Annotated in this window: 25 protein-coding genes; all 25 read left to right on the top strand. The window is 45.5% G+C overall.

The genetic code is table 11. The annotated features are described in order from the left end of the window. Positions 1–3 precede the first annotated feature (3 nt). Entirely contained in the window at positions 4–1,107 is a 1,104-nt protein-coding gene (gene spoVE, locus EV210_RS02290; RefSeq protein ID WP_132074950.1) for a stage V sporulation protein E, read from the top strand. Between the two features lie 12 nt (positions 1,108–1,119). Continuing rightward, complete coding sequence (gene murG / locus EV210_RS02285; protein WP_132074947.1) at positions 1,120–2,238, top strand: undecaprenyldiphospho-muramoylpentapeptide beta-N-acetylglucosaminyltransferase; 1,119 nt, start codon at positions 1,120–1,122, stop codon at positions 2,236–2,238. A gap of 67 nt (positions 2,239–2,305) precedes the next feature. Continuing rightward, on the top strand, positions 2,306–3,682 hold the full coding sequence (gene murC, locus EV210_RS02280) for a UDP-N-acetylmuramate--L-alanine ligase (protein ID WP_132074944.1): 1,377 nt from the start codon (positions 2,306–2,308) through the stop codon (positions 3,680–3,682). A 73-nt stretch (positions 3,683–3,755) separates the two neighbouring features. Beyond that, entirely contained in the window at positions 3,756–5,009 is a 1,254-nt protein-coding gene (gene murA, locus EV210_RS02275; RefSeq protein WP_132074941.1) for a UDP-N-acetylglucosamine 1-carboxyvinyltransferase, read from the top strand. A 14-nt stretch (positions 5,010–5,023) separates the two neighbouring features. Further along, positions 5,024–5,953 carry a D-alanine--D-alanine ligase gene (locus EV210_RS02270; protein WP_132074938.1) on the top strand — a complete coding sequence of 310 codons (930 nt, stop codon included), beginning with the start codon at positions 5,024–5,026 and terminating at the stop codon, positions 5,951–5,953. A 106-nt stretch (positions 5,954–6,059) separates the two neighbouring features. After that, complete coding sequence (locus EV210_RS02265; RefSeq protein WP_132074935.1) at positions 6,060–6,815, top strand: cell division protein FtsQ/DivIB; 756 nt, start codon at positions 6,060–6,062, stop codon at positions 6,813–6,815. An 18-nt stretch (positions 6,816–6,833) separates the two neighbouring features. Then, positions 6,834–7,526 (top strand): DUF881 domain-containing protein, encoded by a 693-nt coding sequence (locus EV210_RS02260; protein WP_132074931.1) that lies wholly within the window; start codon positions 6,834–6,836, stop codon positions 7,524–7,526. A 1-nt stretch (position 7,527) separates the two neighbouring features. Beyond that, the gene (locus EV210_RS02255; protein WP_132074928.1) at positions 7,528–7,857 is read left to right on the top strand and encodes a small basic family protein; all 330 of its coding nucleotides are present in this window, start codon (positions 7,528–7,530) and stop codon (positions 7,855–7,857) included. A 164-nt stretch (positions 7,858–8,021) separates the two neighbouring features. After that, positions 8,022–9,209 (top strand): cell division protein FtsA, encoded by a 1,188-nt coding sequence (gene ftsA / locus EV210_RS02250; RefSeq protein ID WP_132074925.1) that lies wholly within the window; start codon positions 8,022–8,024, stop codon positions 9,207–9,209. 31 nt (positions 9,210–9,240) lie between these two features. Then, the gene (gene ftsZ / locus EV210_RS02245) at positions 9,241–10,290 is read left to right on the top strand and encodes a cell division protein FtsZ (RefSeq protein WP_132074922.1); all 1,050 of its coding nucleotides are present in this window, start codon (positions 9,241–9,243) and stop codon (positions 10,288–10,290) included. Positions 10,291–10,470: 180 nt separating this feature from the next. Then, positions 10,471–11,394 (top strand): sigma-E processing peptidase SpoIIGA, encoded by a 924-nt coding sequence (locus EV210_RS02240; RefSeq protein ID WP_165898752.1) that lies wholly within the window; start codon positions 10,471–10,473, stop codon positions 11,392–11,394. Continuing rightward, positions 11,385–12,122 (top strand): RNA polymerase sporulation sigma factor SigE, encoded by a 738-nt coding sequence (gene sigE, locus EV210_RS02235; protein ID WP_132074916.1) that lies wholly within the window; start codon positions 11,385–11,387, stop codon positions 12,120–12,122. The genes EV210_RS02240 and sigE overlap by 10 nt, the downstream gene beginning before the upstream one ends. A 125-nt stretch (positions 12,123–12,247) precedes the next feature. Further along, positions 12,248–13,021 carry an RNA polymerase sporulation sigma factor SigG gene (gene sigG / locus EV210_RS02230; RefSeq protein ID WP_132074913.1) on the top strand — a complete coding sequence of 258 codons (774 nt, stop codon included), beginning with the start codon at positions 12,248–12,250 and terminating at the stop codon, positions 13,019–13,021. Positions 13,022–13,052: 31 nt separating this feature from the next. Further along, positions 13,053–13,649: a stage II sporulation protein R gene (spoIIR, locus tag EV210_RS02225; RefSeq protein WP_132074910.1), complete on the top strand. Its 597-nt coding sequence runs from the start codon at positions 13,053–13,055 to the stop codon at positions 13,647–13,649. Positions 13,650–13,707: 58 nt separating this feature from the next. Next, positions 13,708–13,965, top strand: coding sequence for a YlmC/YmxH family sporulation protein (locus EV210_RS02220; RefSeq protein ID WP_132074907.1), 258 nt, complete (start codon positions 13,708–13,710; stop codon positions 13,963–13,965). 182 nt (positions 13,966–14,147) lie between these two features. After that, positions 14,148–14,624, top strand: a complete 477-nt coding sequence (gene nrdR, locus EV210_RS02215) for a transcriptional regulator NrdR (protein WP_132074904.1) — start codon at positions 14,148–14,150, stop codon at positions 14,622–14,624. 17 nt (positions 14,625–14,641) lie between these two features. Continuing rightward, positions 14,642–16,654 (top strand): anaerobic ribonucleoside-triphosphate reductase, encoded by a 2,013-nt coding sequence (gene nrdD, locus EV210_RS02210; protein ID WP_132074901.1) that lies wholly within the window; start codon positions 14,642–14,644, stop codon positions 16,652–16,654. 14 nt (positions 16,655–16,668) lie between these two features. Next, positions 16,669–17,193, top strand: a complete 525-nt coding sequence (gene nrdG, locus EV210_RS02205) for an anaerobic ribonucleoside-triphosphate reductase activating protein (RefSeq protein ID WP_132074898.1) — start codon at positions 16,669–16,671, stop codon at positions 17,191–17,193. A gap of 115 nt (positions 17,194–17,308) precedes the next feature. After that, a complete protein-coding gene (locus tag EV210_RS02200) occupies positions 17,309–19,039 on the top strand; it encodes a TIGR03960 family B12-binding radical SAM protein (RefSeq protein ID WP_132074895.1) in 1,731 nt (576 codons plus the stop codon). 14 nt (positions 19,040–19,053) lie between these two features. Further along, positions 19,054–19,866, top strand: a complete 813-nt coding sequence (pgeF, locus tag EV210_RS02195) for a peptidoglycan editing factor PgeF (RefSeq protein WP_132074892.1) — start codon at positions 19,054–19,056, stop codon at positions 19,864–19,866. A 14-nt stretch (positions 19,867–19,880) separates the two neighbouring features. Beyond that, complete coding sequence (locus EV210_RS02190) at positions 19,881–20,573, top strand: response regulator (RefSeq protein WP_132074889.1); 693 nt, start codon at positions 19,881–19,883, stop codon at positions 20,571–20,573. Positions 20,574–20,803: 230 nt separating this feature from the next. Further along, positions 20,804–21,559 carry a phosphate ABC transporter ATP-binding protein PstB gene (gene pstB / locus EV210_RS02185; protein WP_132074886.1) on the top strand — a complete coding sequence of 252 codons (756 nt, stop codon included), beginning with the start codon at positions 20,804–20,806 and terminating at the stop codon, positions 21,557–21,559. Positions 21,560–21,574: 15 nt separating this feature from the next. Continuing rightward, a complete protein-coding gene (gene phoU / locus EV210_RS02180) occupies positions 21,575–22,231 on the top strand; it encodes a phosphate signaling complex protein PhoU (RefSeq protein WP_132074883.1) in 657 nt (218 codons plus the stop codon). A gap of 138 nt (positions 22,232–22,369) precedes the next feature. Further along, complete coding sequence (locus EV210_RS02175; protein WP_132074880.1) at positions 22,370–23,065, top strand: YggS family pyridoxal phosphate-dependent enzyme; 696 nt, start codon at positions 22,370–22,372, stop codon at positions 23,063–23,065. A 17-nt stretch (positions 23,066–23,082) separates the two neighbouring features. Further along, positions 23,083–23,529 carry a cell division protein SepF gene (locus EV210_RS02170; RefSeq protein WP_132074877.1) on the top strand — a complete coding sequence of 149 codons (447 nt, stop codon included), beginning with the start codon at positions 23,083–23,085 and terminating at the stop codon, positions 23,527–23,529. Positions 23,530–23,545: the final 16 nt, after the last annotated feature.

The following is a 23,545-nucleotide window of genomic DNA, read 5'->3' as shown; positions in this document are numbered from 1 at the left end:
GCTTTGACGATTAAGCCAAAATCACCCGATTATATTCTAGTCTTTGCGGTTATGGGCTTGTTAGGGCTTGGCATTGTTATGGTATACAGTTCCAGTGCTGTCTCGGCAGCAGTTAACTTTGATGACAGCTACTATTTTTTGAAGAGACAGCTTATCTGGGCTTCCTTAGGCTTGTTTGCAATGTTTTTGACGATGAACATCGATTATCATACATGGCGTCCACTAGCAAAACCTGTTTTAATTACCACGCTTGTGCTGCTGATTATGGTTTTAATTCCGGGACTTGGCAAGGTAGTAAACGGGGCTCGCCGGTGGCTGGGGTTCGGTTCCGTTTATTTGCAGCCTTCTGAAATTGCTAAATTGGGAGTTGTTTTGTTTTATTCTGACAGTCTGGTTCGTCATCAGGAAAAGCTGACGAATTTTGTAAAAGGCCTAGCTCCTCAGTTAGCGATCTTAATGCTGGTTTTTGGTTTAATCTTAAAAGAGCCCGACTTAGGTACGGCGCTGGCCATTGGTGGAACGATTTTTATCCTGTTTTTTGCGGCAGGTGCGAAAATCAGTCACCTGGGTGGGTTGGGGGCGGTGGGAGTTGTCGGCATTATTGCCGCCATATTATTTGAACCTTATCGCTTGCGCCGGCTGCTGGCGTTCAGCGATCCCTGGTCGGATCCCCTCAATAGTGGTTATCATATTATTCAATCGTTATATGCGATCGGCTCAGGCGGTTTATTTGGCGTAGGGCTGGGCCGCAGCAGAGAGAAATTTCTGTATTTGCCTGAGCCGCATACCGATTTTATTTTTGCAATTTTAGCGGAGGAATTAGGCTTTATCGGGACGGCCACTGTGCTGGTTTTATTTTTCCTGTTTGCGTGGCGGGGCTTACGAGTAGCCATTGCTGCTCCCGATATATATGGCAGTATCCTGGCAACAGGCCTGACAACGATGATTATTTTGCAGGCGCTTATGAATATTGCTGTCGTTACAGCATCCATGCCAGTTACCGGCATACCGCTGCCTTTTATCAGTTTTGGCGGATCGGCATTGATTTTTACTATGGCAGGAGTAGGCGTACTCTTAAATATTTCACGATATGTCAGTATGAAATAGGGGGTACATATTTTGCGAGTTATTTTATCGGGCGGGGGAACAGGGGGACATATTTATCCCGCTGTTACCATAGCCAAGACTATTGCCGGCTTGGAAAAGTCGGATATTTTATTTGTTGGAACTAAGCAGGGCTTAGAAGCAGATCTTATCCCCAAAGAGGGTTTTCCCATTACTACAATTGAAGTGCGCGGCCTAGAACGGCGCCTGTCATGGGCGAATGTTGTCACTGTTTATAAAACAATGGGAAGCCTTTGGCATTCCAGGCGGATTATTAAGGAATTTAAACCGGATATTGTCATCGGTACAGGCGGATATGTGTGTGGACCTATATTGCTTGCGGCAAGTTTATCGGGAATTCCCACGATTATTCAGGAACAAAATGTCATACCGGGCATAACGAATAAAATTCTGGCTCATTTTGTTGATAAAATTGCTGTTGGTTATCCTGAGGCCGGCCGGTATTTTGCCAAGCCCGGCAAGGTAGTGGCAACAGGCAATCCTGTTCGCGCAGAAGTTGTAACAGCCAACAAGGCTGAGGGGTTGGCCCAGCTGGGGCTGGACCCGGAGAAACTTACCTTATTGGTAGCCGGAGGAAGTCGCGGTGCCCGCAGTATCAATACGGCGATGCTTGCGGTGCATAAACATTTTGGCGGACGATCGGACATACAAATCTTGCACGTTACCGGGCAGAGCGAGTATAATAGCTTAGTTGGCAATTTTCAACAGCAAAGTATAGATATTTCCAGTTTTGGTAATATTATCATTAGACCTTATTTGTATAATATGCCGTATGCCCTGGCAGCGGCAGATATAGCGGTATTTCGGGCGGGAGCAATCGGCCTGGCCGAATTGACGGCCCGTGGAATCCCGTCTATATTAATTCCCTATCCTTATGCTGCGGAAAACCACCAGGAATTTAATGCCCGCGTTCTAGCGGAACAGGGGGCGGCTGAGGTCATCCGGGATGCAGAGCTTACAGGTGAACGGCTGATAGCGGCGATTGAAGATCTGGTGAATAACCGGGCGAAGCTTCAGGCCATGGCTGATGCAAGCAGAAGGCTGGGGCGTCCACAGGCAGCAGAGGCAATAGCCCAGCTGGCCATTCAATTAAAATCCGGTGCAAAAAAGTAACAACTCGGGTTTAAGGTGCATACTATGAGATACGTTCCGGGTATGCGCGAGAAAGGGGAGAGTCTAGTTGTTGAACAATATAAAAAAAATTCACTTCGTAGGTATCGGAGGCGCTGGTATGAGTGCCATTGCCAAAGTCTTGCTGGCAATGGGATTCAGTGTTTCAGGGTCAGATATTTCTAAGTCAGAAACAACATACAAATTAGAACAACTTGGTGCAAGGGTTTGTGTCGGACACTGCAGTGAGAATATTCAAGATGCACAGGCAATTGTAGTCTCGACAGCCATCCCCGAAAGCAACGCAGAGTTGACAGCTGCCCGGGAACGCGGATTAACGGTATTCCATCGGGCCGATATTGTGGCGGCTATTATGGAAAATCGGGAAGGGATAGCAATCGCCGGTGCGCACGGAAAAACGACAACAACTTCCATGATTGCGATTATGCTGGAGAAAGCCGGTCTTGACCCTACAATACTTATCGGTGGAGAATTAGACTATCTTGGCGGCAACGCTAAAATGGGCAAAGGGAAGCATGTCGTTGCCGAAGCCGATGAAAGTGATGGATCTTTCTTAAAACTGTCTCCTAAAATTGCCATTGTTACCAATATTGAAAACGACCATATGGATTTTTATGAAACAATGGAAAATATTTTAAACACCTTTCAGAAATTTCTACATAAACTGCCTGTAGAAAACGGTCTTGCTATCTTGTGTTTTGATAATCCTTTTGTTAGGGATATGGCAGAACAATTAGACCGTAAGTATGTGTCCTATGCTGTTGACCACGAAGCGGAGTATACGGCCCGCAATATACGCATTAATGGATCGGAAACGATTTATGATGCGTACTGTGAGGGCCAGCTGCTGGGGTCAATCAGTTTGAATGTTCCCGGCAGGCATAATATTGCCAACTCTTTGGCTGCAATTGTAACAGGCGTGAAATTAGGCCTGTCGTTTGCCCAAATTGCTGATGGTTTGGCAGCTTTTCAGGGAGTAAAGCGGCGCTTTCAAACGAAAGGCCGGGCAAAGGGCGTTTGGATAGTGGATGACTATGCTCATCATCCTACGGAAATTGCCACTACACTTAGGGCAGCCAAGGATTTGAAACCCAAGCGGCTTATCTGTATTTTCCAGCCGCACCGCTACTCGCGGACTAAGTTTTTACGCCAAGAATTCGGAAGCGCCTTTGTTCCGGCGGACCACTTGATTCTTACCGATGTGTACTCCGCAGGTGAACAGCCCATCCCTGGCATTACAGGGGAAGTAATTAAAGATGAAGTTGAACGTCAAACATCACAGACCGTAACGTACATTCAGGATAAAAGTAAAATTTCGCGATATTTGTTAGAATTTGTTGAACCAGGTGATCTGGTGATGACAATGGGAGCTGGCGACATTTACCGTTCTGGTGAAGAATTGGTTGAAAAGCTGGCTCAGAATTAAGTATTTGGTCAAACCTTTCCAAGGTCTGACATTGCTGTGAAAGGGTGATTGTACTTTTCTAGGAGGGTTGACGATGGAGAAATTTATCGTCCAGGGAGAAGTACAACTAAACGGTACGGTAAAAATCAGTGGCGCCAAAAATGCTACATTGCCGATTATGGCTGCTACGCTTTTATGTACCGGTATAAGTGTAATTCATGATGTACCCAGGTTACGGGATATCAGTATTATGCAAGACATCATGACTCTTTTGGGAGCACGAATTAAACGGCAGGACAGTTCACTGATCATTGATACGACGAATGTAAATAAGGCTGAAATACCAGAACATTTAATGCGCGAAATGCGGGCATCGGTATTTCTGATGGGGCCCTTGTTAGGCAGATTCCGCAAGGTTCGTCTTTCTTACCCTGGGGGATGTGCGATTGGTCCCCGGCCAATTAATTTACATATTAAAGCGTTAGAGAAGATTGGTGCTACCGTTAGCGAGAGTTTCGGCTTTATTGAGGCAGAGGCGGAAGAGCTGGCAGGTGGTGAAATTCATTTTGATTTCCCCAGTGTCGGAGCTACTGAAAATGCAATGATGGCTGCCGTTTTAGCCAAAGGCACAACGATTATCCGTAATGCGGCAAGAGAACCGGAAATATGTGATTTGCAACAATTGCTGAGTAAAATGGGTGCAAAAATTTACGGTGCAGGCACAGACACAATTCGCATTGAGGGCGTAACAAAATTAAATGCCACTGAGCATACGGTTATTCCTGACCGTATTGAAGCAGGCACATTTCTGGTAGCCGGTGCAATGACCAAAGGGGACGTGACAGTCGAGAATGTTTGCCCTGAACATTTATTTCCGGTGATTGATAAGCTGCAGGAGTTGGGAGCATCTGTCGTTTGGGGAGCGAATAATATCCGGATTCGGGCAGGGGAACTGCGCGGCGTGGATATTAAGACACTGCCTCATCCGGGCTTTCCTACCGATCTGCAGGCACCGATGCTGTCGATGCTGGCTATTGCCAAAGGAACCAGTATTATTACCGAGACTATTTTTGAAAATCGTTTTAAGCATGTTGATGAGATGACCCGTATGGGGGCAAGAATCAAAGTAGAAGGACGTACCGCTGTCATACGAGGCGTGCAAAAGCTAACCGGTGCAGTGGTGGATGCTCCTGATTTGCGGGCCGGAGCAGCGCTTGTGTTAGCGGCGTTAACGGCAGAAGGCCTGTCGGAAATTGAACACGTGTACCACATAGACCGCGGTTACGAAGGTCTAGAGAATAAATTGCAACACTTGGGAGCATCCATCATTCGCCGCAAAAGTGAATAGGGGGAATTACCACCGTGAAAAACAAGAAAATTGCTGTACTAATGGGAGGACCTTCGACAGAACGTGAGGTTTCACTCAACACGGGCGGGGCTATTTTAGCAGCTCTTCAAGAAAAGGGTTACCAGGCAATTGCTATGGAACTCGCTCCGCTACAATTTGTAGAACAGATTAAAGCAGAAAACATTGACGTTGTATTCAATGCTGTTCACGGTAAGTTTGGAGAAGATGGTACAATTCAGGGAACGCTTGAGCTTCTGGGGATTCCTTATACGGGCTCTGGTATGTTGGCAAGTGCTGTCGCTATGGATAAAGTAATTTCCAAACGCTTGTTTATGGCTGACGGCATTCCGACTCCACGTTCGCTCTTCTTCGCGCGAACCACAGAAACAAAAGCGGTTCTGGCAGAAATAAGCCAACAGTTTTCCTTGCCTGTAGTTGTAAAAGCTGCCTCGCAGGGATCGAGCATAGGCGTCAGTATTGTAAGTGAGCAAGACTTATTGGAAGCTGCTGTAACAGAAGCATTTGGCTACAGCGAACAAATCGTTGTAGAAGAGTTTATTAAAGGAAAAGAACTTACTGTGGCAGTAATTGGCGATGAGAATGTGCAGGCTTTGCCGATCATCGAGATTGTTCCCCATTCGGGGCGCTATGATTACCGGTCAAAGTATACTAAGGGGTGCACAGATTATATCGTGCCGGCCCGATTAGAAAGCAAAGCTGCCGAACAAATTCAAAGCCTTGCAGTGAAGGCCTTTCAATTATTTGGCTGCCGTGGAGTGGCACGGGTCGACTTTATGATGGATGAAGCCGGTCAGCCTTATGTCCTGGAGATTAATACCATTCCCGGTATGACGGCTACGAGCCTTGTGCCGAAAGCCGCTGCTGCTATCGGGCTTTCGTTTCCGGATCTGTGCGAACGGATCCTCAAAATGGCAGGAAAGTGATAAAAAACAGGCAGAAGATAAAAACTGCCTGTTTTTTTTAGTTTTGCTTATGGTCAAGTTAGTGTATAATTACGACAGAAGGTTGACCACGAGGTGTTAAAAGTACATGCGAACAACCGATAATTTATGGTCAGGTAAGCAAGAACGCAAGTCTCTGCCGCCACGTCATTTTATGTATTTACTGTTGATTCTGGTTACTTTAGTTGCATCGTTTCTGTTTGTCAACTCTCCTTATTTTATTGTTGGCGGGGTGTTGGTAGAGGGAAATAAATATGTTTCGGTAGAAGAGGTTTACCGCATTGCCGGTATTCCTGAATCAGTTAATATTTTCCGGCTTAATACGGACGATATTAAACACCGTTTGACAAGTGATTTGCGCTTGTCAGATGTGGAGGTTTCAAGAAAGCTGCCGGCTTCTATTGTTATTCGCCTAAAGGAAAGACAACCTTTAGCGTATATCGCGAGCAGTTATGGTTTTGTAGAGGTGGATAAACAAGGCATTGTCCTTGCGGCTTTCCGTAATCTAAAACAGGTAAACGTTCCGTTAATTACGGGAATCCGCCTCGGCAATGTTTATGTGGGAGATCAAATCGAAAATAGCCAGATAAAAAGCATTTTAGCTTATTTGGCAGCACTTGACGAGGTGACAATTAATCAACTTTCGGAGATTAATATAAAATCACCGCAGCAGTTAGTGGCCTATACAACGGATTCGATTGCCATACGGATTGGCAGCAATGACAGAATGGAAGAAAAATCGAAACTGACACAGGCTATCATCCAGGAGATACATGATAAGCATTTAACAGTAGAGTATGTTGATCTGAATTATGCTTCTCCTTTTGTGAAATTGAAACAATAAGTGAAAGGGGCGAGACTATTGCTTCCTGTAAAGCAGGGTCAGATGGCAATTGCTTTGGTTTGTGTCGTGTTAGGCATTATGATTGCCGTGCAGTTCAGGACAACACAAGATATCCGGGCAAGTATACCGTTTCAACGCGTTGAGGATTTATCCCAGCGTCTTAATCAAACAGAGAAAGAGCGGGATGCGCTTTTAAAGGAAGTGCATCAACTCCGCCAGGCCACTGAAAAAGAGACAGTTTCGCGCGAAACCGAGACCTTGAAAATGGGTGCGGGGGTTGTTGCAATGCAGGGCGCGGGAATTATTGTAACGATTGATGACAGCAAGCGGCCTACCAAACCCGGGGAAAATCCTAATTTGTATCTGATTCATGATGATGATATTTTAAAGGTAATTAATGAGTTATGGGCAGCAGGTGCCGAAGCGATGGCCATTAATGAGCAGCGCCTGATAGCCAGCTCGGAAATACGTTGTGCCGGTCCCACCTTATCGGTAAATAATACCCGCTATTCACCGCCTTATGATATCCGGGCCATCGGTGATCCCCAAACACTGGAAACCGCTTTAAAGATGCGAGGCGGCGTAGTGGAAACATTGCAATTCTGGGGTATACAGGTGACTGTGAAAAAGCAGGATGAAGTGATTGTTCCCGCCTACAAAGGCACCTTCCGGTTTGAGTTTGCCAGTCCGGTCAAGGAGGGGGGAAAATAAGATGACATTGCCGATTATTGGACTTATTATTGGTGTTTTAATAGGAACCGTTTTTCCCATCAGTATTCCTGCAGAATATGCCAAATTCATGTCGGTAGCACTGCTGGCATCCCTTGACTCTGTTTTTGGCGGGCTGCGGGCCGGAATTGAAGAAAAGTTTGACAATACTATTTTTATTACCGGCTTCTTTACAAATGCTCTGCTGGCTGCAGGTCTGGTATATATCGGTGAGCGACTGGGCATCGATTTGTATTATGTGGCGCTGTTGGCCTTTGGGGTGCGTGTTTTTCAAAACCTTGCTATCATTCGTAGATATTTCCTTAAAAAATAAGATGAGGCCGATAACTTTCTTTTTTGAAAAGTTATCGGCCTTTTTTGGGTCTTTGGTCATATATTTATTGAAATCATCGCATTTTCTATGGAATAAAAAAGGGAAAATGCTACTTCTGTTGAAACATATGGAAAGAACATAATGTAGTGCTATGAGGAGCGGGCATGAAGAACCAGTATCTGTTTGCGACTGATGTGGGAACAAGCTCTATAAAGGTTATCGTCGGACAGGTAAAGCCTGATGGCTTGGTTACTGTCCTTGGTATAGGGACTGCACCTGCAGAGGGTTTTGTTAAAGGAGTTATTACTGATATACAAGCGCTGGCTAAATCAATTCGCCAAGCCCTGGACTGTGCGTCTGTTGCGACTAATGTTGCAATTGGGCCGGTGCATCTCGGGATAAGCGGTGATGCAGTCCGCTTTTATACCTGCCGTGGTAGTGTATCACCTGTGTTTCCTGAGAGGATATCCCAGGAGGATATCAATCGTGCTTTGCGCGCTGCTATCGTCACGGGAATACCGGAGGAATCGACTATTTTGCATACTGTACCAATCGGCTATTGGCTTGACGGAGTTAAAGTAGAGGATATGACTGCTCAGCACAAGGGTTCACGATTGGAAGTGGAGGTTTGTATTGCCGCTCTGGATAAACGCATTGAATTTCAATTGGAAAGAGCTTTGCAGGACAGAGAGGTAATGATTGCCGATATTCATGCTAACGCATTCGCAGCTTCCAATTTCAGTTCTGCAGCTAATCAATATATCGTAATAGACATGGGGGCTGGTACTACCGATTTAGCATTTTACAGTAAGCAGCATTTAGAAACTGCTGCCACTTTACTGCTCGGCGGCGATTATATTACGCATGATATTGCTCAGGGCGTAGGAGTCAGCCGGGCTCACGCCGAAGAAATAAAGCGTTATTATGCGAAATTGAATTCTGACCTTTATGGACAGGATGTTATACTTGATTGCAATGATTATGGCACAACGGACAAGCATGTTGCCTATGATTTTCTTCATCATATTGTAGAAAGCCGGGTCCAGGAAATTGTCGAGCTTGTTTATGAACAGGCTGCACCTGTGCTCCAAGGGCATGAAGAAATCATCCTTACCGGCGGCTGTTGTTACCTGCCAAGTCTTAAGGCACGTCTGGAATTGCTATTTGGTATTCCGGTGCGCCTGGCACCGCTTGAAGCTTTATTACCCGAATATGCTTTTTATACGAATACGGCAGTATATGGCCTGGTGGAATATGCGGCAACCCGTAAGCTGCCGCAAGATGTCCCAAATGAAAATGTACCGTCAGGTATGCTTGACAGCTTTTGGGAACGAGTTAAATCTTTCTTCTAATAACACAGCTAGACAATAAGGAGGAATATCCATGCTTGAATTTGATATGGATTTAGATCGCTTCGCAGCCATCAAAGTTATTGGTGTCGGCGGTGGCGGTAATAATGCCGTTAACCGGATGATTGCCGGAGGTCTTCAGGGAGTAGAGTTTTTAGCAGTAAATACAGATGCACAGGCTCTATTGCTGTCTCAGGCACCCAATCGTATTCAAATAGGCGGCAAGTTGACAAAAGGGCTCGGAGCTGGAGCTAACCCGGAAATCGGGGAAAAGGCAGCACAAGAGAGCCGTGAAGAGATTATTAAAGCATTGAAGGGTGCTGACATGGTATTTGTTACTGCTGGTATGGGGGGCGGTACTGGGACCGGTGCAGCGCCTGTTGTTGCCGAATGTGCAAAAGAAGTTGGTGCACTTACTGTTGGCGTAGTAACAAGACCTTTTGGTTTTGAAGGAAAACGCCGTCAGACCCAAGCTGAGCGGGGAATTGCCAAGCTAAAGGAAAAAGTGGACACGCTGATTACAATTCCCAATGATCGTTTGATGCAGGTTGTAGATAAAAGAACACCGATTATTGAAGCTTTCCGTATTGCCGATGATGTGCTCCGCCAAGGTGTACAGGGCATATCGGACTTAATTGCTGTTCCTGGCTTAATCAATCTGGACTTTGCTGACGTAAAAACAATTATGGTTGAACAAGGCTCGGCGTTGATGGGAATCGGTATTGCCACAGGCGATAACCGGGCAATGGCGGCTGCAGAAGCAGCTATTAAGAGTCCGCTGCTGGAAACATCCATTGAAGGGGCAAAAGGCGTTCTCCTAAATATTACCGGCGGATCGACGCTTGGCTTGTTTGAAGTAAATGAAGCGGCAGAAATTATTGCCCGCGCCGCAGATCCGGAAGCCAATATCATTTTTGGTGCAGTGATTGATGAAAAGTTTAGCGATGAAGTCCGGGTTACTGTAATTGCAACCGGGTTTGACCAGCAGCATCGTAAAGTTGTTGCGGAAAAAGTAGATACACCGGTAATTGAACGATTCAAAAAGCCGGATTTAGATATTCCCGCATGGATGCGCCGCTCATAAAAAGTACTTATATTGTTGAAAACCAGTCGATAAAAGACTGGTTTTTTTATTTTTTACTTCCATGAATTTACAATTTTTTGAAAATCAGCCTGTTATACTAGTACTAAAATTGCCTTGCTGGCCATACATTTTTATGTACGTCCCAGATGTAGTCAATATTACACTAGGCAGGTAATGATAATGGTTGTTTACGGAGATATCATTGTAGCAGTCAATATTGTCATGAATGCCATAATTTTATGGCTAACGGCATTAGCGGCGGGAACTACGGGAAAGGGATGGCGGATTGGAGCAGGCTCATTAGTTGGAGCCTTATATGTATTAATCAGTGTATTTTCTTACACGACAGTTTTTTATCATCCGCTCGTTAAAGGGATTGTATCAGTTATCATTGTTTATATTGCTTTCGGCTATTCGTCATTGCGAATGCTCTTTTTTCAGGTCGGCGTATTTTATCTTGTTTCTTTTATTCTTGGCGGTGCTGTTTTAGGGTGGCTGTATTTTTTGCAGCAGTATTCCCTGCCCTTGCTGAATACGACGCCTATTGCCGTACCGTGGCACTATTTAATCGGCGGGCTGATATTGGGAGTAAGCCTGATTGTATTGCTTGTCAGGCGGTGTTTAGGCCGAATGTACAGAAAGCAAACGATATATCCGGTGACGATTGAGTATGCCGGTAAGACTGTTACAACATCCGCCATGCTCGATACAGGAAATGGGCTGTATACCATCGTGGGGCATAAACCGGTCATGCTGGTTGAATATGCGGTGATTAACTGTTTGCTAAGTCAAATGGCGGCGGACTTCTTGCAGTGCTGTCAGGCGGAAAACTGGCTGGGTAATTTGCATGAATGCCAAGACAATGAATGGCTGGGCAGGGTGGAAATTGTCCCTTACCGGGCGGTGGGGACTAAGAGTATGCTGTTGGCCTTCAGGCCTGGCAGCCTGACCATAACAACCGATTCAGGCAGTTTGACTGTAGAACAGGTTGCTGTGGCAATTTACAGCGGCAGCTTATCTAATGATGGTACTTATCATGCGCTGTTGCATCCAGATTTGTTTCAGAGCGGCAAAGATATAGGGGAGGCGAATTTATGCGCTTAAATTGGCATATTATTAAACTTTATTTTAAATTAAAAGTGATCGCAGTATTGCAAGCGCTTGCTATATTGGAGCCGGATGAGGTCTTTTATGTTGGCAGCACCGAGATTCTTCCACCGCCCTTAAGCAATGATGAAGAAGCTTTTTTGATGATAAGACTTCAGAAAGGTGACAAGGCGGTCCGCAGCGTTTTTATCGAACGGAATCTCCGGTTAGTTGTGTATATTGCGCGGAAGTTTGAAAATACGGGTGTCGGGATTGAGGACTTAGTCAGCATCGGCACAATCGGGCTGATCAAGGCAGTGAATACGTTTGATCCTGTTAAGCGCATCAAGCTTGCCACTTACGCTTCCCGCTGTATTGAAAATGAAATATTAATGTATCTCAGACGCAATTCGAAAACCCGGGCAGAAGTATCCTTTGATGAACCGCTGAATATTGACTGGGATGGCAATGAGCTGCTATTGTCCGATGTCTTAGGGACAGAAAATGATATTATTTATAAATCCGTTGAAGAAGAAGTTGATAAAACACTGCTTCACACGGCCATGAATAAGTTATCGGGAAGAGAACGCCGTATCATGGAGCTGCGCTTTGGTTTAAATGAAGAGGGTGTGGAACGGACACAAAAAGAGGTTGCCGATATGCTGGGAATATCCCAGTCCTATATTTCCCGGCTGGAAAAACGGATTATCAAAAGGCTGCGTAAGGAAATTATCCGTATGGAATAAAGACAAAAATGGAGATGCTGAAAAGCATCTCCATTTTTGTCTTTATTCCGTATAAAACAGCACGCCAGTGGCAATAATTCTCATAGGTTATTAACTAACTATGGAAACTTATGGGAGGGTACAACATGATTGTAAATAAAGTTGAAATATGCGGTGTGAATACAGCAAAACTCCCGGTGCTTTCCGCCACAAAGATGCGCGAGTTGTTTGAGGTCATGCAGCGGGGAGAAATAGCAGCCCGTGAGCAGTTGATTTATAGCAATTTACGGCTCGTTTTGAGTGTAATTCAGCGCTTTAACAATCGTGGTGAATATGTGGATGACTTATTTCAAGTAGGCTGTATCGGGCTGATGAAAGCAATCGATAATTTCGATCTTTCGCAGAACGTCAAGTTTTCCACGTATGCAGTGCCGATGATTATTGGTGAAATCCGACGCTATCTTAGAGACAATAATCCAATTCGTGTTAGCCGCTCCATGCGGGATATTGCTTATAAGGCTCTGCAGGTAAGAGATTCTCTTGTCAGCAAATTCTCACGGGAACCATCGATTAACGAAATTGCGGCTGAGTTGAAATTACCGAGAGAAGAAATTATTTTTGCTCTGGATGCCATACAGGAGCCGATTTCTTTATTTGAGCCGATTTATCATGACGGAGGCGATCCGATCTTTGTTATGGATCAAATCAGTGATGATAAGAATTTGGACATGAATTGGCTGGAGGGAGTGGCAATTAAAGAGGCTCTCCGTAAACTCAGTGACCGGGAAAAGCATATTCTCACGCTGCGTTTCTTTGAAGGAAAAACACAAATGGAAGTGGCTGAGGAAATCGGAATTTCCCAGGCACAGGTATCGCGATTAGAAAAAGCCGCTTTAGGGCATATGAGAAAGCATATTTAACTTGAATTTTTTGAAGATTAGGGGATGCCAAATGAGGAAAAATTTACTTCGGTTAAGTATTGTATTGCTAATTGGATGTTTTATTATTGCCGGATGGGGCATGTTAATTTGGCAGGCCAGGCAGTCGGCCGCTGTTTCAATACCCAATGGAGATTTAATCCGCCTTCACGTTCTGGCAAACAGTGATAAGCCACAAGACCAGCAGTTAAAGTTAAAAGTGCGGGATGTCGTTATTGCTTATCTTGCGCCGTACTTAGGAAAAGCAGAAAGCACGGAAGAAGCTCGCAGCGTCATTCATTCCCGCAAAGCGGAGATTATTGCAGCTGCCCAGGCCGTGGTAAAGGAAAATGGTGCTGCCTATAGCGTTGATTTACAGGAAGGAATGTTTGAGTTTCCTGTAAAGGCATATGGCGATCTGGTGCTTCCAGCAGGAAAGTATGAGGCGGTGCGCATTTTGTTAGGTGATGCACAAGGAAAAAACTGGTGGTGCGTTTTGTTTCCTCCTTTATGCTTTATTGACGCTGCAAACGCTACTGCTGTTCCAGGCGTGAAAATGGAAAATGATAAAAAAGCGGACGCTGGCAAAGTAGAACTCCGGTGGAAATTTGTTGAGTGGCTGAATAACTAGTCACGTTTATCACTTGTCCCTCATATACTGTATCGAGGAACAGCAGGGGGGCGGAGTAATGCTTAAGACAAGCGATTTAAAACTGAAAGAGGTAGTTAACGTACTTGATGGCAAACGGCTTGGCGGTATTACGGATATCGAAATTGATATTGAAACAGGCCGGCTGACAGCTATTGTAGTACCTGGTCAAGGTAAATTCTTAGGATTATTCGGGAGAAATGAAGACATTGTCATTCCCTGGGAAAAAATAAACAAGATCGGTATGGATGTCATTTTAGTGGAAACGGCTTCTTTTACTGAATTGAAACACGACTAAAAAAAATCTGCTCACCCTATAATCGGGTAAGCAGATTTTTTTTTTGCTCTAACAGGAATTATACATTATATAGCGTATATTACATTGAGTAAATACAATATATTGTAATGATGTTGTTGTTAAGACAAGCCATTTCCATTATAGCAATAGAATCATTTTTGTGTAAAGGGGGATTTTGTCGAATGCGTTGTCCCTTTTGTTATTTTCCTGAGACCAAAGTGACGGACTCCCGGGGGGCCGATGAAGGCAATACGATTCGCCGCCGGCGCGAATGCCAACAATGCAATAAACGGTTTACTACATATGAAATGGTAGAAGAATTGCCGCTGATGGTCATAAAGAAAGATGGGCGCCGGGAGCTGTTTGATCGGAATAAGCTCATAAACGGATTATTAAGAGCTTGTGAGAAACGGTCAATTTCGGTAAGTGTGATAGAAGACCTTGTCACCAATGTAGAGCGAGAAATCCGCAATACCCTGGACCGGGAAGTCACGACGCAGCGGCTGGGAGAGACAGTCATGCGCCACCTAAAAGAAATTGATCAGGTAGCCTATGTACGGTTTGCTTCCGTATACCGCCAGTTTGCTGATATTCAAAACTTCATGCATGAACTGGAAGTACTGATGAAGCAGGTTAGCAAGCCGGAGCATTCTAAATGAAAAGCGAGGAGAACTAGATGTCAAGTACAATTAAAAAACGGGACGGTCGGGAAGCGTTCTTTGATGAAAGTAAAATAACAGAAGCTATTTTTAAAGCGGCTAAAGCAGTTGGCGGTGCGGATAAGCAGCTGGCAATGGAACTGACGCTGGATGTGCTGCGGTATCTGAAGCAAACCTGTACCAATGAAGCGATTACTGTCGAAGATGTCCAGGATGCTGTGGAAAAGGTATTGATTGAAAAAGGACATGCCAGAACGGCAAAGGCGTACATCCTGTACCGGGCGAAACGCACACAGATGCGGGAAGCTAAGTCGGACCTGATGGATACTGTGGCGGAAATTTTGGTGGAAACCAACAGGGAAAACGCCAATGTATCCAACTCACCCTCTGCTAAGATGCTGCAGATTGCCAGCGCTGCGAGCAAGGCGTACTACCTGAACCGTCTTATTCCGGAAAAAATGGCGCAGGCCCATACACGCGGCGATATTCATATTCATGATCTTGATTTTTATGGAAAAACGTTGACCTGCCTGCAGATCCCGTTAGGAAAGCTGCTGGCCAAAGGGTTTAATAACGGTCACGGTTTTATCCGGTCCCCGAAAAGGCCGGCATCATCAACGGCGCTAGCGGCTATTATTTTACAAAGCTCGCAAAACGATATGCATGGCGGGCAATCTTTTGCTTTTTTTGATTCCGATATGGCGCCTTATATGGCAAAAGCCAGCGACGAAGAAGTTTATCAGGCGATGGAAGCGTTGATTTATAATTTAAACAGCATGCATTCCCGGGCAGGGGCACAAGTTCCTTTCTCCAGCTTGAATTTAGGCACGGATACAAGCCCTGCCGGGCGGTCAGTCATAAAAAATGTACTGCTGGCCTACGAAAAAGGTTTGGGACGCGGCGAAAACCCGATTTTCCCCAATATTATTTTTCGGGTAAAAGAAGGGGTAAACTTAAATCCCGGTGATCCAAACTACGATTTGTTCAAGCTGGCAATCCGCGTGGCTGCGCAGCGGTTAAACCCGACGTTTGCCTTTATGGATTCTTCTTTTAATAAGCCTTACGGTGATCAAGTCGGCTATATGGGCTGCCGTACGCGGCTCATGGCAAACAAGTGCGGCCCGGAAGTTACTGATGGGCGGGGCAACCTTAGTTTTACAACCATCAACTTGCCCAGACTAGCCATAAAAGCAGAAAAAAACGTAATGAAGTTTTACCAAGGGCTTACGGAATTGATTGATTTGACTTGTGAGCAGCTCTATCACCGTTATCAAATTCAGGCCAAGCTCAAGGTTAAGGATATGCCTTTTGTGATGGGACAGGGGCTGTATCTTGATTCAGATAAGCTTGATCTTAATGATTCGATTGAAGAGGCGATTAAACATGGTTCGCTGTCAGTCGGGTTTATTGGCCTAGCGGAAACACTGATTGCTCTTACCGGGCAGCATCATGGACAAAGCGGCGACTCTCAGGCGCTGGGAGAAGAAATTGTTGCGTTCATGCGCAATATGATGGATAATGCCAGTGAAAAATACAACTTGAACTTTACACTGCTGGCCACTCCTGCAGAAGGCTTGTCCGGACGGTTTATAAAAATGGACCGTGCCGAATACGGCGCTATTACCGGAGTGACGGACAAGACATTCTATACCAATTCATTCCATATTCCAGTCAACTATGCCATCAGTGCGTACGATAAAATCCGCCTGGAAGGTGTTTACCATAAATATTGCAATGCCGGACATATCAGTTATGTTGAGTTTACGGCACCGCCGGTAAATAATCTGGGAGCGGTAGAGGATATTATCCGTTTTATGAAAGAGTGCGATTATGGTTATGCCGGGATCAATTTCCCGATTGATTTTTGTGATGGCTGTGGCTATTTGGGGGTTATCGACAGCGATGATTGCCCATCATGCGCGACTTCTTCCATCCGGAGAATTCGCCGGATTACCGGCTATCTTAGTACAGTTGAACGTTTTAACGATGCTAAGACAGATGAACTTAGGCAGCGAGTCTCGCATACGTAAAGGAGTGGGTTTAGATGCAGCTGAGGGTTGCCGGCATTACGCAGGAAAGTGTCGTCGATGGACCAGGCTTGCGTGTTGTTATCTTTACACAAGGCTGTCCCCATCATTGCCCGGGATGTCATAATCCCCAGACCCATGATCCAAATGGCGGGCACCTGAATACGATAGAACAAATTTTAACCGTAATAGAAAACTCACGGCTGATCAGGGGCGTTACGTTTTCCGGCGGCGAGCCGTTCTTACAGCCGAAACCGCTAACCTATTTAGCTAAGCAGATCCATAAGCGGGGACTTGATATTGTTACCTATACCGGCTTTCGTTTTGAAGAACTGCTTGCGCTTGGTCTCAGGCGTCCGGAAGTAAAAGAATTACTGCAGCATACCGATATTTTGATTGATGGACCTTATCAGGCTGCTGAGCGTGATTTGCGGCTTGCGTTTCGGGGGTCGCGCAATCAACGTCTGATTGATGTTCAGCGCTCATTAAGAGCTGGACGTGTCATTTTATGGGAAGATCCGGCAGCGAGAATTTGGGCGTAACTATTGCAAACAGCTCACCTAAGTGGGCTGTTTTTTATTTATGAGAATGAGCCGGGCAGGAAAAACTAGAAGTGCGTGTAAATTGTTAATGTGAATACAATTTGGAGTGATGTTGTTGTCCTGGAATATAAAAGAGAAGTTACAACAGGTATTAGCCCGCGAGCAGGGAACGATTTTGTATGCTCCCGGCGCGCGGAATGGATTTGCCCTGGTTTATCCCAATTCTTATCATGTGGGCATGTCGAATCTAGGCTTTCAAATTATTTATCAACAAATTAATAATCGCAGCGATACCGCATGTGAGCGTGTATTCTTACCTGATAAAAAACTGGAGCAGGAGTATGTCCGCACGAATACGCCGCTGTTGACGCTGGAAACGCAGCGTCCTTTATATGAATTTGGTCTCATTGGCGTGGCCATGACCTTTGAAATGGACTATTTTAATTTATTATCTATTCTGGAGCTTGGCAAAGTTCCCTTGCTGGCGGCAGACAGGGATGAAAGCGATCCCTTTGTTATTATGGGAGGCCCTTGTGCCACCTTTAACCCTGAGCCAATGGCAGAGTTTATTGATGCTTGCATCATAGGCGAAGGGGAAGAGGTCATCCATGAGCTGCTTGATGCCTATTACCGTGGCAAAGCAGAACAGTTATCCCGCGCCGAAATGCTGGCATCTTTTGCTAAGCTGGCTGGCGTATATGTTCCTAGTCTCTATCAGCCTGTTTATGGAGAAGACGGCATTATCGAAGAAATTATCGCCCATGAGGATGTACCTGTATGCGTTGGCCGGCGGTGGATTGCTGATTTGGATGCCTACCCGGCTCAAACGGTAATCGTAACGGCTGACACAGAATTTAAAGGACTGTATCTGGTGGAAGTAGCCAGAGGTTGTGGACGGCATTGCCGGTTTTGTATGGCAGGCTATTGCTTTCGCAGGCCCCGTTCACGATCGCTGCCTAAGCTGAAAAATGCTGTGGAAGCTGCAAAAGAATACGGGCTTAAAGTTGGCCTAATGGGAGCTGCGATCTCCGATTATCCTGAAATTGATGAGTTATGCCAGTATATTGTCAATGAAGGGCTGGGATTGTCGGTTGCCTCTTTGCGGGCCGATTCGCTGTCGCCGCTGCTGGTTGAGTCACTGGCCTCAAGCGGACTGAGGACCATTACGCTAGCGCCTGAGGCGGCAAGCGAAAAGATGAGGCTTGTTATTAATAAAGGGATAACCGATGAACATTTGTATGGGGCAATTGATTTGGCTGCTCAAGCCGGAATCATGAATGTCCGCTTATATATTATGGTGGGACTGCCGTATGAAGAGGAGCAGGATATTGAGGAAATTGTGGAGATGGCCTTGCGAGTCAAGCAGCATATGGAGCAGCAAGGCAGCAAAGGAACGCTGACATTGAGCATTAATCCTTTCATTCCCAAGCCGTTTACTCCGTTCCAATGGCTGCCGATGGCTGATGCCAAAATGGTTGAAAGGCGGCTGCAGTATATTCAGTCATCTTTAAAGGGGCATAAAAAAATCGAAGTGCTGATTGAGTCTCCCAAGGAAGCGTATATTCAAGGCATACTAGCTCGTGGAGACAGACGGGTCTCATCCCTGCTGCTGGCTGCGCATGGTTATGGCGGCGTAAAGGGCTGGAAAAAGGCACTGAAGGAAAGCGAGCTTGAAGAAGAATTTTATCTTTATCGTGAGCGCAAAACAGAAGAGGTTTTGCCGTGGCAAACCCTGGATATGGGCCTACATCACCGGTACCTTGCGACAGAACTGGAAAATGCGAGCTTACTGAAACAGACGGCATCTTGCAGGGAAGGCTGTAAACGCTGCGGGGTCTGCAAATAAAAGGGGGAGTGGAAATGGACCAGTTTGTTCTGCGCCGTGGCAAAAATAACATATGGTATGGAATATTTCCGTCCTTCGCCCGCTTAGGAATTAAGCATGGGGTGTCTACCAGACTGGGCGGTGTCAGCGGTACTCCGTTTGCTTCGCTCAATCTGGGACTGCATACTGGCGATAAGGCTGAGGATGTAGTAGTAAACCGCCAGCGTTTTTGTGAGGCAGTGGATGTCGACTACACAAAGGTTGTTACAGCTGAACAAGTTCACGGCGATGAAATTCGCATTGTCGGCCTGAATGAGGCCGGACGCGGAATGAAGAGCTACGTACAAGCCCTGCCCGGTACGGATGGTCTGATAACAAACTGTAAGGGACTGCCGCTGTTATTGCTGTTCGCCGATTGTGTACCTGTGCTGATTGCCGATCCTGTGCGCGGGGTAGTCGGTATCAGTCACGCCGGCTGGAAAGGAACAATGGCCAAAATTGCGGCAAAGACAGTTACAGCGATGCAAGCAAATTTCGGAACTAACCCCTCAGACTGCGTTGTTGCCATCGGGCCATCAATTGGCTCCTGCTGTTACCAAGTAGATGAGACAGTCGTCAATAAGCTTCAGTCAGGCTTTCGCGAGTGGCAGCGGTTTGTTACCAGCCAGCAAGATAAATGGCTGCTCGATTTATGGGAAGTAAACAGGCAGCAATTGCTGGATATTGGTGTCCGGCAAGAACAGATTAGTATCAGCGGTGTATGCACCGCGTGTAATACAGATGTCTTCTTTTCCTATCGGCAAGAAGGCGGTCAGACAGGTCGAATCGGAGCTATTATTACGCTTTAAAGGGAGAGAAGACAATGCCTGATAAGATTCTGGTTGTAGATGATGAATTGCATATCCGTGAATTGGTAAAGTTCAATTTAATGAAGGAAGGCTTTGAAGTTTCGGAAGCAGGCGATGGCCATGCGGCGGTAAAAATGGTCCGTACAGAAAAACCGGATTTGGTTATTCTCGATTTGATGCTGCCCGGCTTGGACGGCCTCGAGGTTTGCCGTTCTTTAAAGGGCAGAAGGGAAACGGCGGCGATTCCAATCATTATGCTGACAGCGAAGAGTGAGGAGATTGACAAAGTCATCGGTCTGGAATTAGGCGCCGATGACTATTTAACCAAACCGTTCAGCACGCGTGAACTGACTGCCAGAGTAAAGGCTGTTTTGCGGCGAAGCCATAAGGATACTTCACAGGTAGGGGAAATGGTAATTGGGGAACTGCGGTTAAACTTCAGTCGCTATGAGGCCTATTTGGGGAAAGAAAAGCTTGAATTGACGCCTAAGGAATATGAACTGATTAAACTGCTTTCCACGAATGTGGGCAAAGTTTTTACACGTGATCAATTATTGGAAAAAATCTGGGGCTATGAATATTTCGGTGATACCCGTACGGTTGATGTGCATGTTCGTCATTTGCGGGCCAAGCTGGCACAAGATACGGAAATTGCCGATGCCATTGAAACCGTGCGTGGAGTTGGCTACCGGTTTCGTGATATTTAACTAAATAAAACCGTCACATCGAGAATGAAAGAAGCAAATAGAAAAGCGCTGCTTACTTTAATTGGCAGGCGATATCTTCCCCAGATTTTAATCTGGGGAATTTTTTATATTCCGAAATACCAGGACAAATCTTAATGCAAAATTAACATAGAATTAACAATGCTCTTACGGGAGTATGGTATATTGCAATGGTAATGGTGCAATAGCGATTCCCTAGGGAGGGTAAAAATATGGAATATAAAATTCAAGTAAATAAATTGAAATTATATTATGGTGATTCACTGGCATTAAAAAAGATCTCGATGAATGTTGTGCAGAACAGCGTCTTAGCGCTGATTGGTCCGTCGGGGTGCGGGAAATCGACCTTTATCAAGACGATTAACCGGATGAATGATTTGATCGATAATGTAAAAATTGAAGGCGAGATTTTTATTGACGGCGTAAATATTTATCATCCTAATATTGATGTGGTCATGTTACGCAAAAGAATTGGTATGGTTTTTCAGCGGCCTAATCCCTTTCCAATGTCTATTTATGATAATATTGCCTACGGGCCACGCATACATGGCACAAGCAGCAAAGCGGTTCTTGATGATATTGTGGAAAAAAGCCTTACCGGCGCTGCACTATGGGGGGAAGTAAAAGATCGTCTTCATAGTTCGGCGATGGGATTATCAGGGGGACAGCAGCAGCGGTTGTGTATTGCCAGGCTGCTGGCAGTGGAACCGGAAGTCTTGCTTATGGATGAGCCTTGTTCGGCACTGGATCCGATATCGACGATGAAAATCGAAGAGTTAGTGACCGAACTGAAGAGCAAATATACCATTGTTATGGTTACGCATAACATGCAGCAAGCGGCACGGGTATCTGACTATACAGCTTTTTTTCTGAATGGTGAGTTAGTAGAGCACGATAAAACAGATGCTATTTTTACGAGACCTCAGGATCAACGAACAGAAGATTATATTACGGGCCGCTTTGGTTAGACAGGGGGAAATAGTATGACGACTAGACATAATTATGATCAAGAGCTGGAAGGCTTGCGGGGCGAAATTCTCAAAATGGGTGAAGCCGTTTCTGCTGCTATTAGTGATGCGGTTCAGTCCCTCGCAAAACAAAACGAGGAGCTGGCCCGCAAGGTCATTGCCAATGATGACATCATCGACAAAATGGAAATCGATATCGAAGATCACTGTATGGTACTCATTGCACGTCAGCAGCCTTTAGCCCGTGATCTCAGGGTTATCGGCACGGGAATGAAAATCGCTACTGATCTGGAGCGTATGGGAGACCATGCTTATGATATCGCCAATGTAACGCTCAGAATTGCAAATCAGCCGTTGTTAAAGCCCTTAGTCGATATTCCCCGCATGGCGGAAATGGCGCAAAAGATGCTGAACGACGCTTTACGCGCTTATGTCAATCTGGATACGCAGTTGGCCGAAGCAGTGTGCCATGCCGATGATGAAGTCGATTACCTGTACCAGCAGGTGTTTCGGGAGCTGCTCACCTATATGTTTGAAGATCCACGAACAATCAGCCAGGCAACCCAATTAATCTTTGTTGCCCGTTACCTGGAACGGGTTGCCGATCATGCCACAAACATTGCGGAATGGATTATTTATTTGGCAACTGGTCAACGCCTTCGAACCAAATAGCATAAAGCAGCACTGCCGGTTTAAAAAGCGGCAGTGCTGTTTTTATACTATTGACTGATAATTATTTCATGTTGGGTAATTAGTCTGAGAGGAAAATTTTGTTTATAGGCGAATATTCCATAAGATGGAGGGATTGCCATGTCTATTGCCCAACATATTGCCCAAATCAAGCAGAATATGGAACAAGCCAGTCTAATTCGGCAGCAGCGGAATTTAGAGATAAGGGCAGTTAAACTGGTTGCCGTTACAAAAAATCATGCACCTGAAATGATTCAAACAGCAATTGATGCCGGAATTAACGCAGTTGGTGAAAACCGGGTACAGGAAGCGTTAGCAAAGCAGCCTGTCTTAGGGCGTGAGCTGGAGTGGCACCTTATCGGCCATTTGCAGACCAATAAGGCGCGGCAGGCAGTACCGGCCTTTGATCTGATTCATTCAGTTGATAATGAGAAATTAGCCTTGGAAATAGATCGTGTTGCTGCAAAGTGCGGTAAAAGGCAGGATATTTTACTCCAAGTCAATGTGGCTGGTGAGGAGACGAAGTTTGGCATTGCTCCGGATCAGCTTCCGTCACTGGTGAATTTTGTTATCGGACTTGAACATGTGCAGCTTTGCGGTCTGATGACAATCGCTCCTTTTTATGAGAATACGGAATCGGTTCGACCGGTCTTCCGGGAAATGAACAACCTGTTTTTACAGTTGCGGGAAGCCCGGCTGCCGAACACGAGCATTCAATGGCTGTCCATGGGGATGACCCATGATTTTCAGATTGCTATCGAAGAAGGTGCAAACCTTGTTCGCATCGGTACAGGAATTTTTGGTTCACGTCAATAGCAGAGGGAGGAAAGACTATGAAATTTATGGAAAAAGTCTGGGGAAGTATTGGCTTATTTGAAACGGAAGTAGAAGAAGAAAAAACAAAACCTGTGGATGAGCCGGCGGCGGAAAATAAACTGAAAAAGTCAGCTGCAAGCAATATTGTGAATTTGCCGACAGCTCAGCAGCAAAAGCAAATCAAAGTAATGGTCGTGGAGCCCTTTTCCTTCGATGATGCCCAGCATGTGGCTGATCATTTAAAAAACAGAAAACCTGTTGTGGTGAACTTTGAAAACACAGACAAAGATGTAGCGAAACGCATGATTGATTTCATAAGTGGGACAACCTATGCTTTAGGAGGAAATATCCAAAAAATTGGGCATGATATTTTCCTATGTGCTCCTAATAATGTGGACGTAGCTTATAGTTCACGTGAAGAGGGAGTGGACAAGGCTTTCTTGCCATGGATTAACAAACCGTAAGTGATGCTCAGGAGGT

Source organism: Anaerospora hongkongensis, from assembly GCF_004339805.1.
Lineage (GTDB): Bacteria > Bacillota > Negativicutes > Sporomusales > DSM-15969 > Anaerospora > Anaerospora hongkongensis.
This window is presented reverse-complemented; position numbering and strand designations above follow the sequence as displayed.

Excerpts from the sequence above, each read along its gene's own strand:
- nrdR (WP_132074904.1), top strand. The coding sequence starts at position 14,148 with ATGCGTTGTCCCTTTTGTTATTTTCCTGAGACCAAAGTGACGGACTCC.
- EV210_RS02175 (WP_132074880.1), top strand. The coding sequence starts at position 22,370 with ATGTCTATTGCCCAACATATTGCCCAAATCAAGCAGAATATGGAACAA.
- murA (WP_132074941.1), top strand. The coding sequence starts at position 3,756 with ATGGAGAAATTTATCGTCCAGGGAGAAGTACAACTAAACGGTACGGTA.
- pstB (WP_132074886.1), top strand. The coding sequence starts at position 20,804 with ATGGAATATAAAATTCAAGTAAATAAATTGAAATTATATTATGGTGAT.
- spoIIR (WP_132074910.1), top strand. The coding sequence starts at position 13,053 with ATGAGGAAAAATTTACTTCGGTTAAGTATTGTATTGCTAATTGGATGT.
- EV210_RS02240 (WP_165898752.1), top strand. The coding sequence starts at position 10,471 with ATGGTTGTTTACGGAGATATCATTGTAGCAGTCAATATTGTCATGAAT.
- ftsZ (WP_132074922.1), top strand. The coding sequence starts at position 9,241 with ATGCTTGAATTTGATATGGATTTAGATCGCTTCGCAGCCATCAAAGTT.
- EV210_RS02220 (WP_132074907.1), top strand. The coding sequence starts at position 13,708 with ATGCTTAAGACAAGCGATTTAAAACTGAAAGAGGTAGTTAACGTACTT.
- EV210_RS02265 (WP_132074935.1), top strand. The coding sequence starts at position 6,060 with ATGCGAACAACCGATAATTTATGGTCAGGTAAGCAAGAACGCAAGTCT.
- EV210_RS02255 (WP_132074928.1), top strand. The coding sequence starts at position 7,528 with ATGACATTGCCGATTATTGGACTTATTATTGGTGTTTTAATAGGAACC.
- ftsA (WP_132074925.1), top strand. The coding sequence starts at position 8,022 with ATGAAGAACCAGTATCTGTTTGCGACTGATGTGGGAACAAGCTCTATA.
- phoU (WP_132074883.1), top strand. The coding sequence starts at position 21,575 with ATGACGACTAGACATAATTATGATCAAGAGCTGGAAGGCTTGCGGGGC.
- sigE (WP_132074916.1), top strand. The coding sequence starts at position 11,385 with ATGCGCTTAAATTGGCATATTATTAAACTTTATTTTAAATTAAAAGTG.
- nrdG (WP_132074898.1), top strand. The coding sequence starts at position 16,669 with ATGCAGCTGAGGGTTGCCGGCATTACGCAGGAAAGTGTCGTCGATGGA.
- EV210_RS02190 (WP_132074889.1), top strand. The coding sequence starts at position 19,881 with ATGCCTGATAAGATTCTGGTTGTAGATGATGAATTGCATATCCGTGAA.
- sigG (WP_132074913.1), top strand. The coding sequence starts at position 12,248 with ATGATTGTAAATAAAGTTGAAATATGCGGTGTGAATACAGCAAAACTC.
- nrdD (WP_132074901.1), top strand. The coding sequence starts at position 14,642 with ATGTCAAGTACAATTAAAAAACGGGACGGTCGGGAAGCGTTCTTTGAT.
- EV210_RS02170 (WP_132074877.1), top strand. The coding sequence starts at position 23,083 with ATGAAATTTATGGAAAAAGTCTGGGGAAGTATTGGCTTATTTGAAACG.
- pgeF (WP_132074892.1), top strand. The coding sequence starts at position 19,054 with ATGGACCAGTTTGTTCTGCGCCGTGGCAAAAATAACATATGGTATGGA.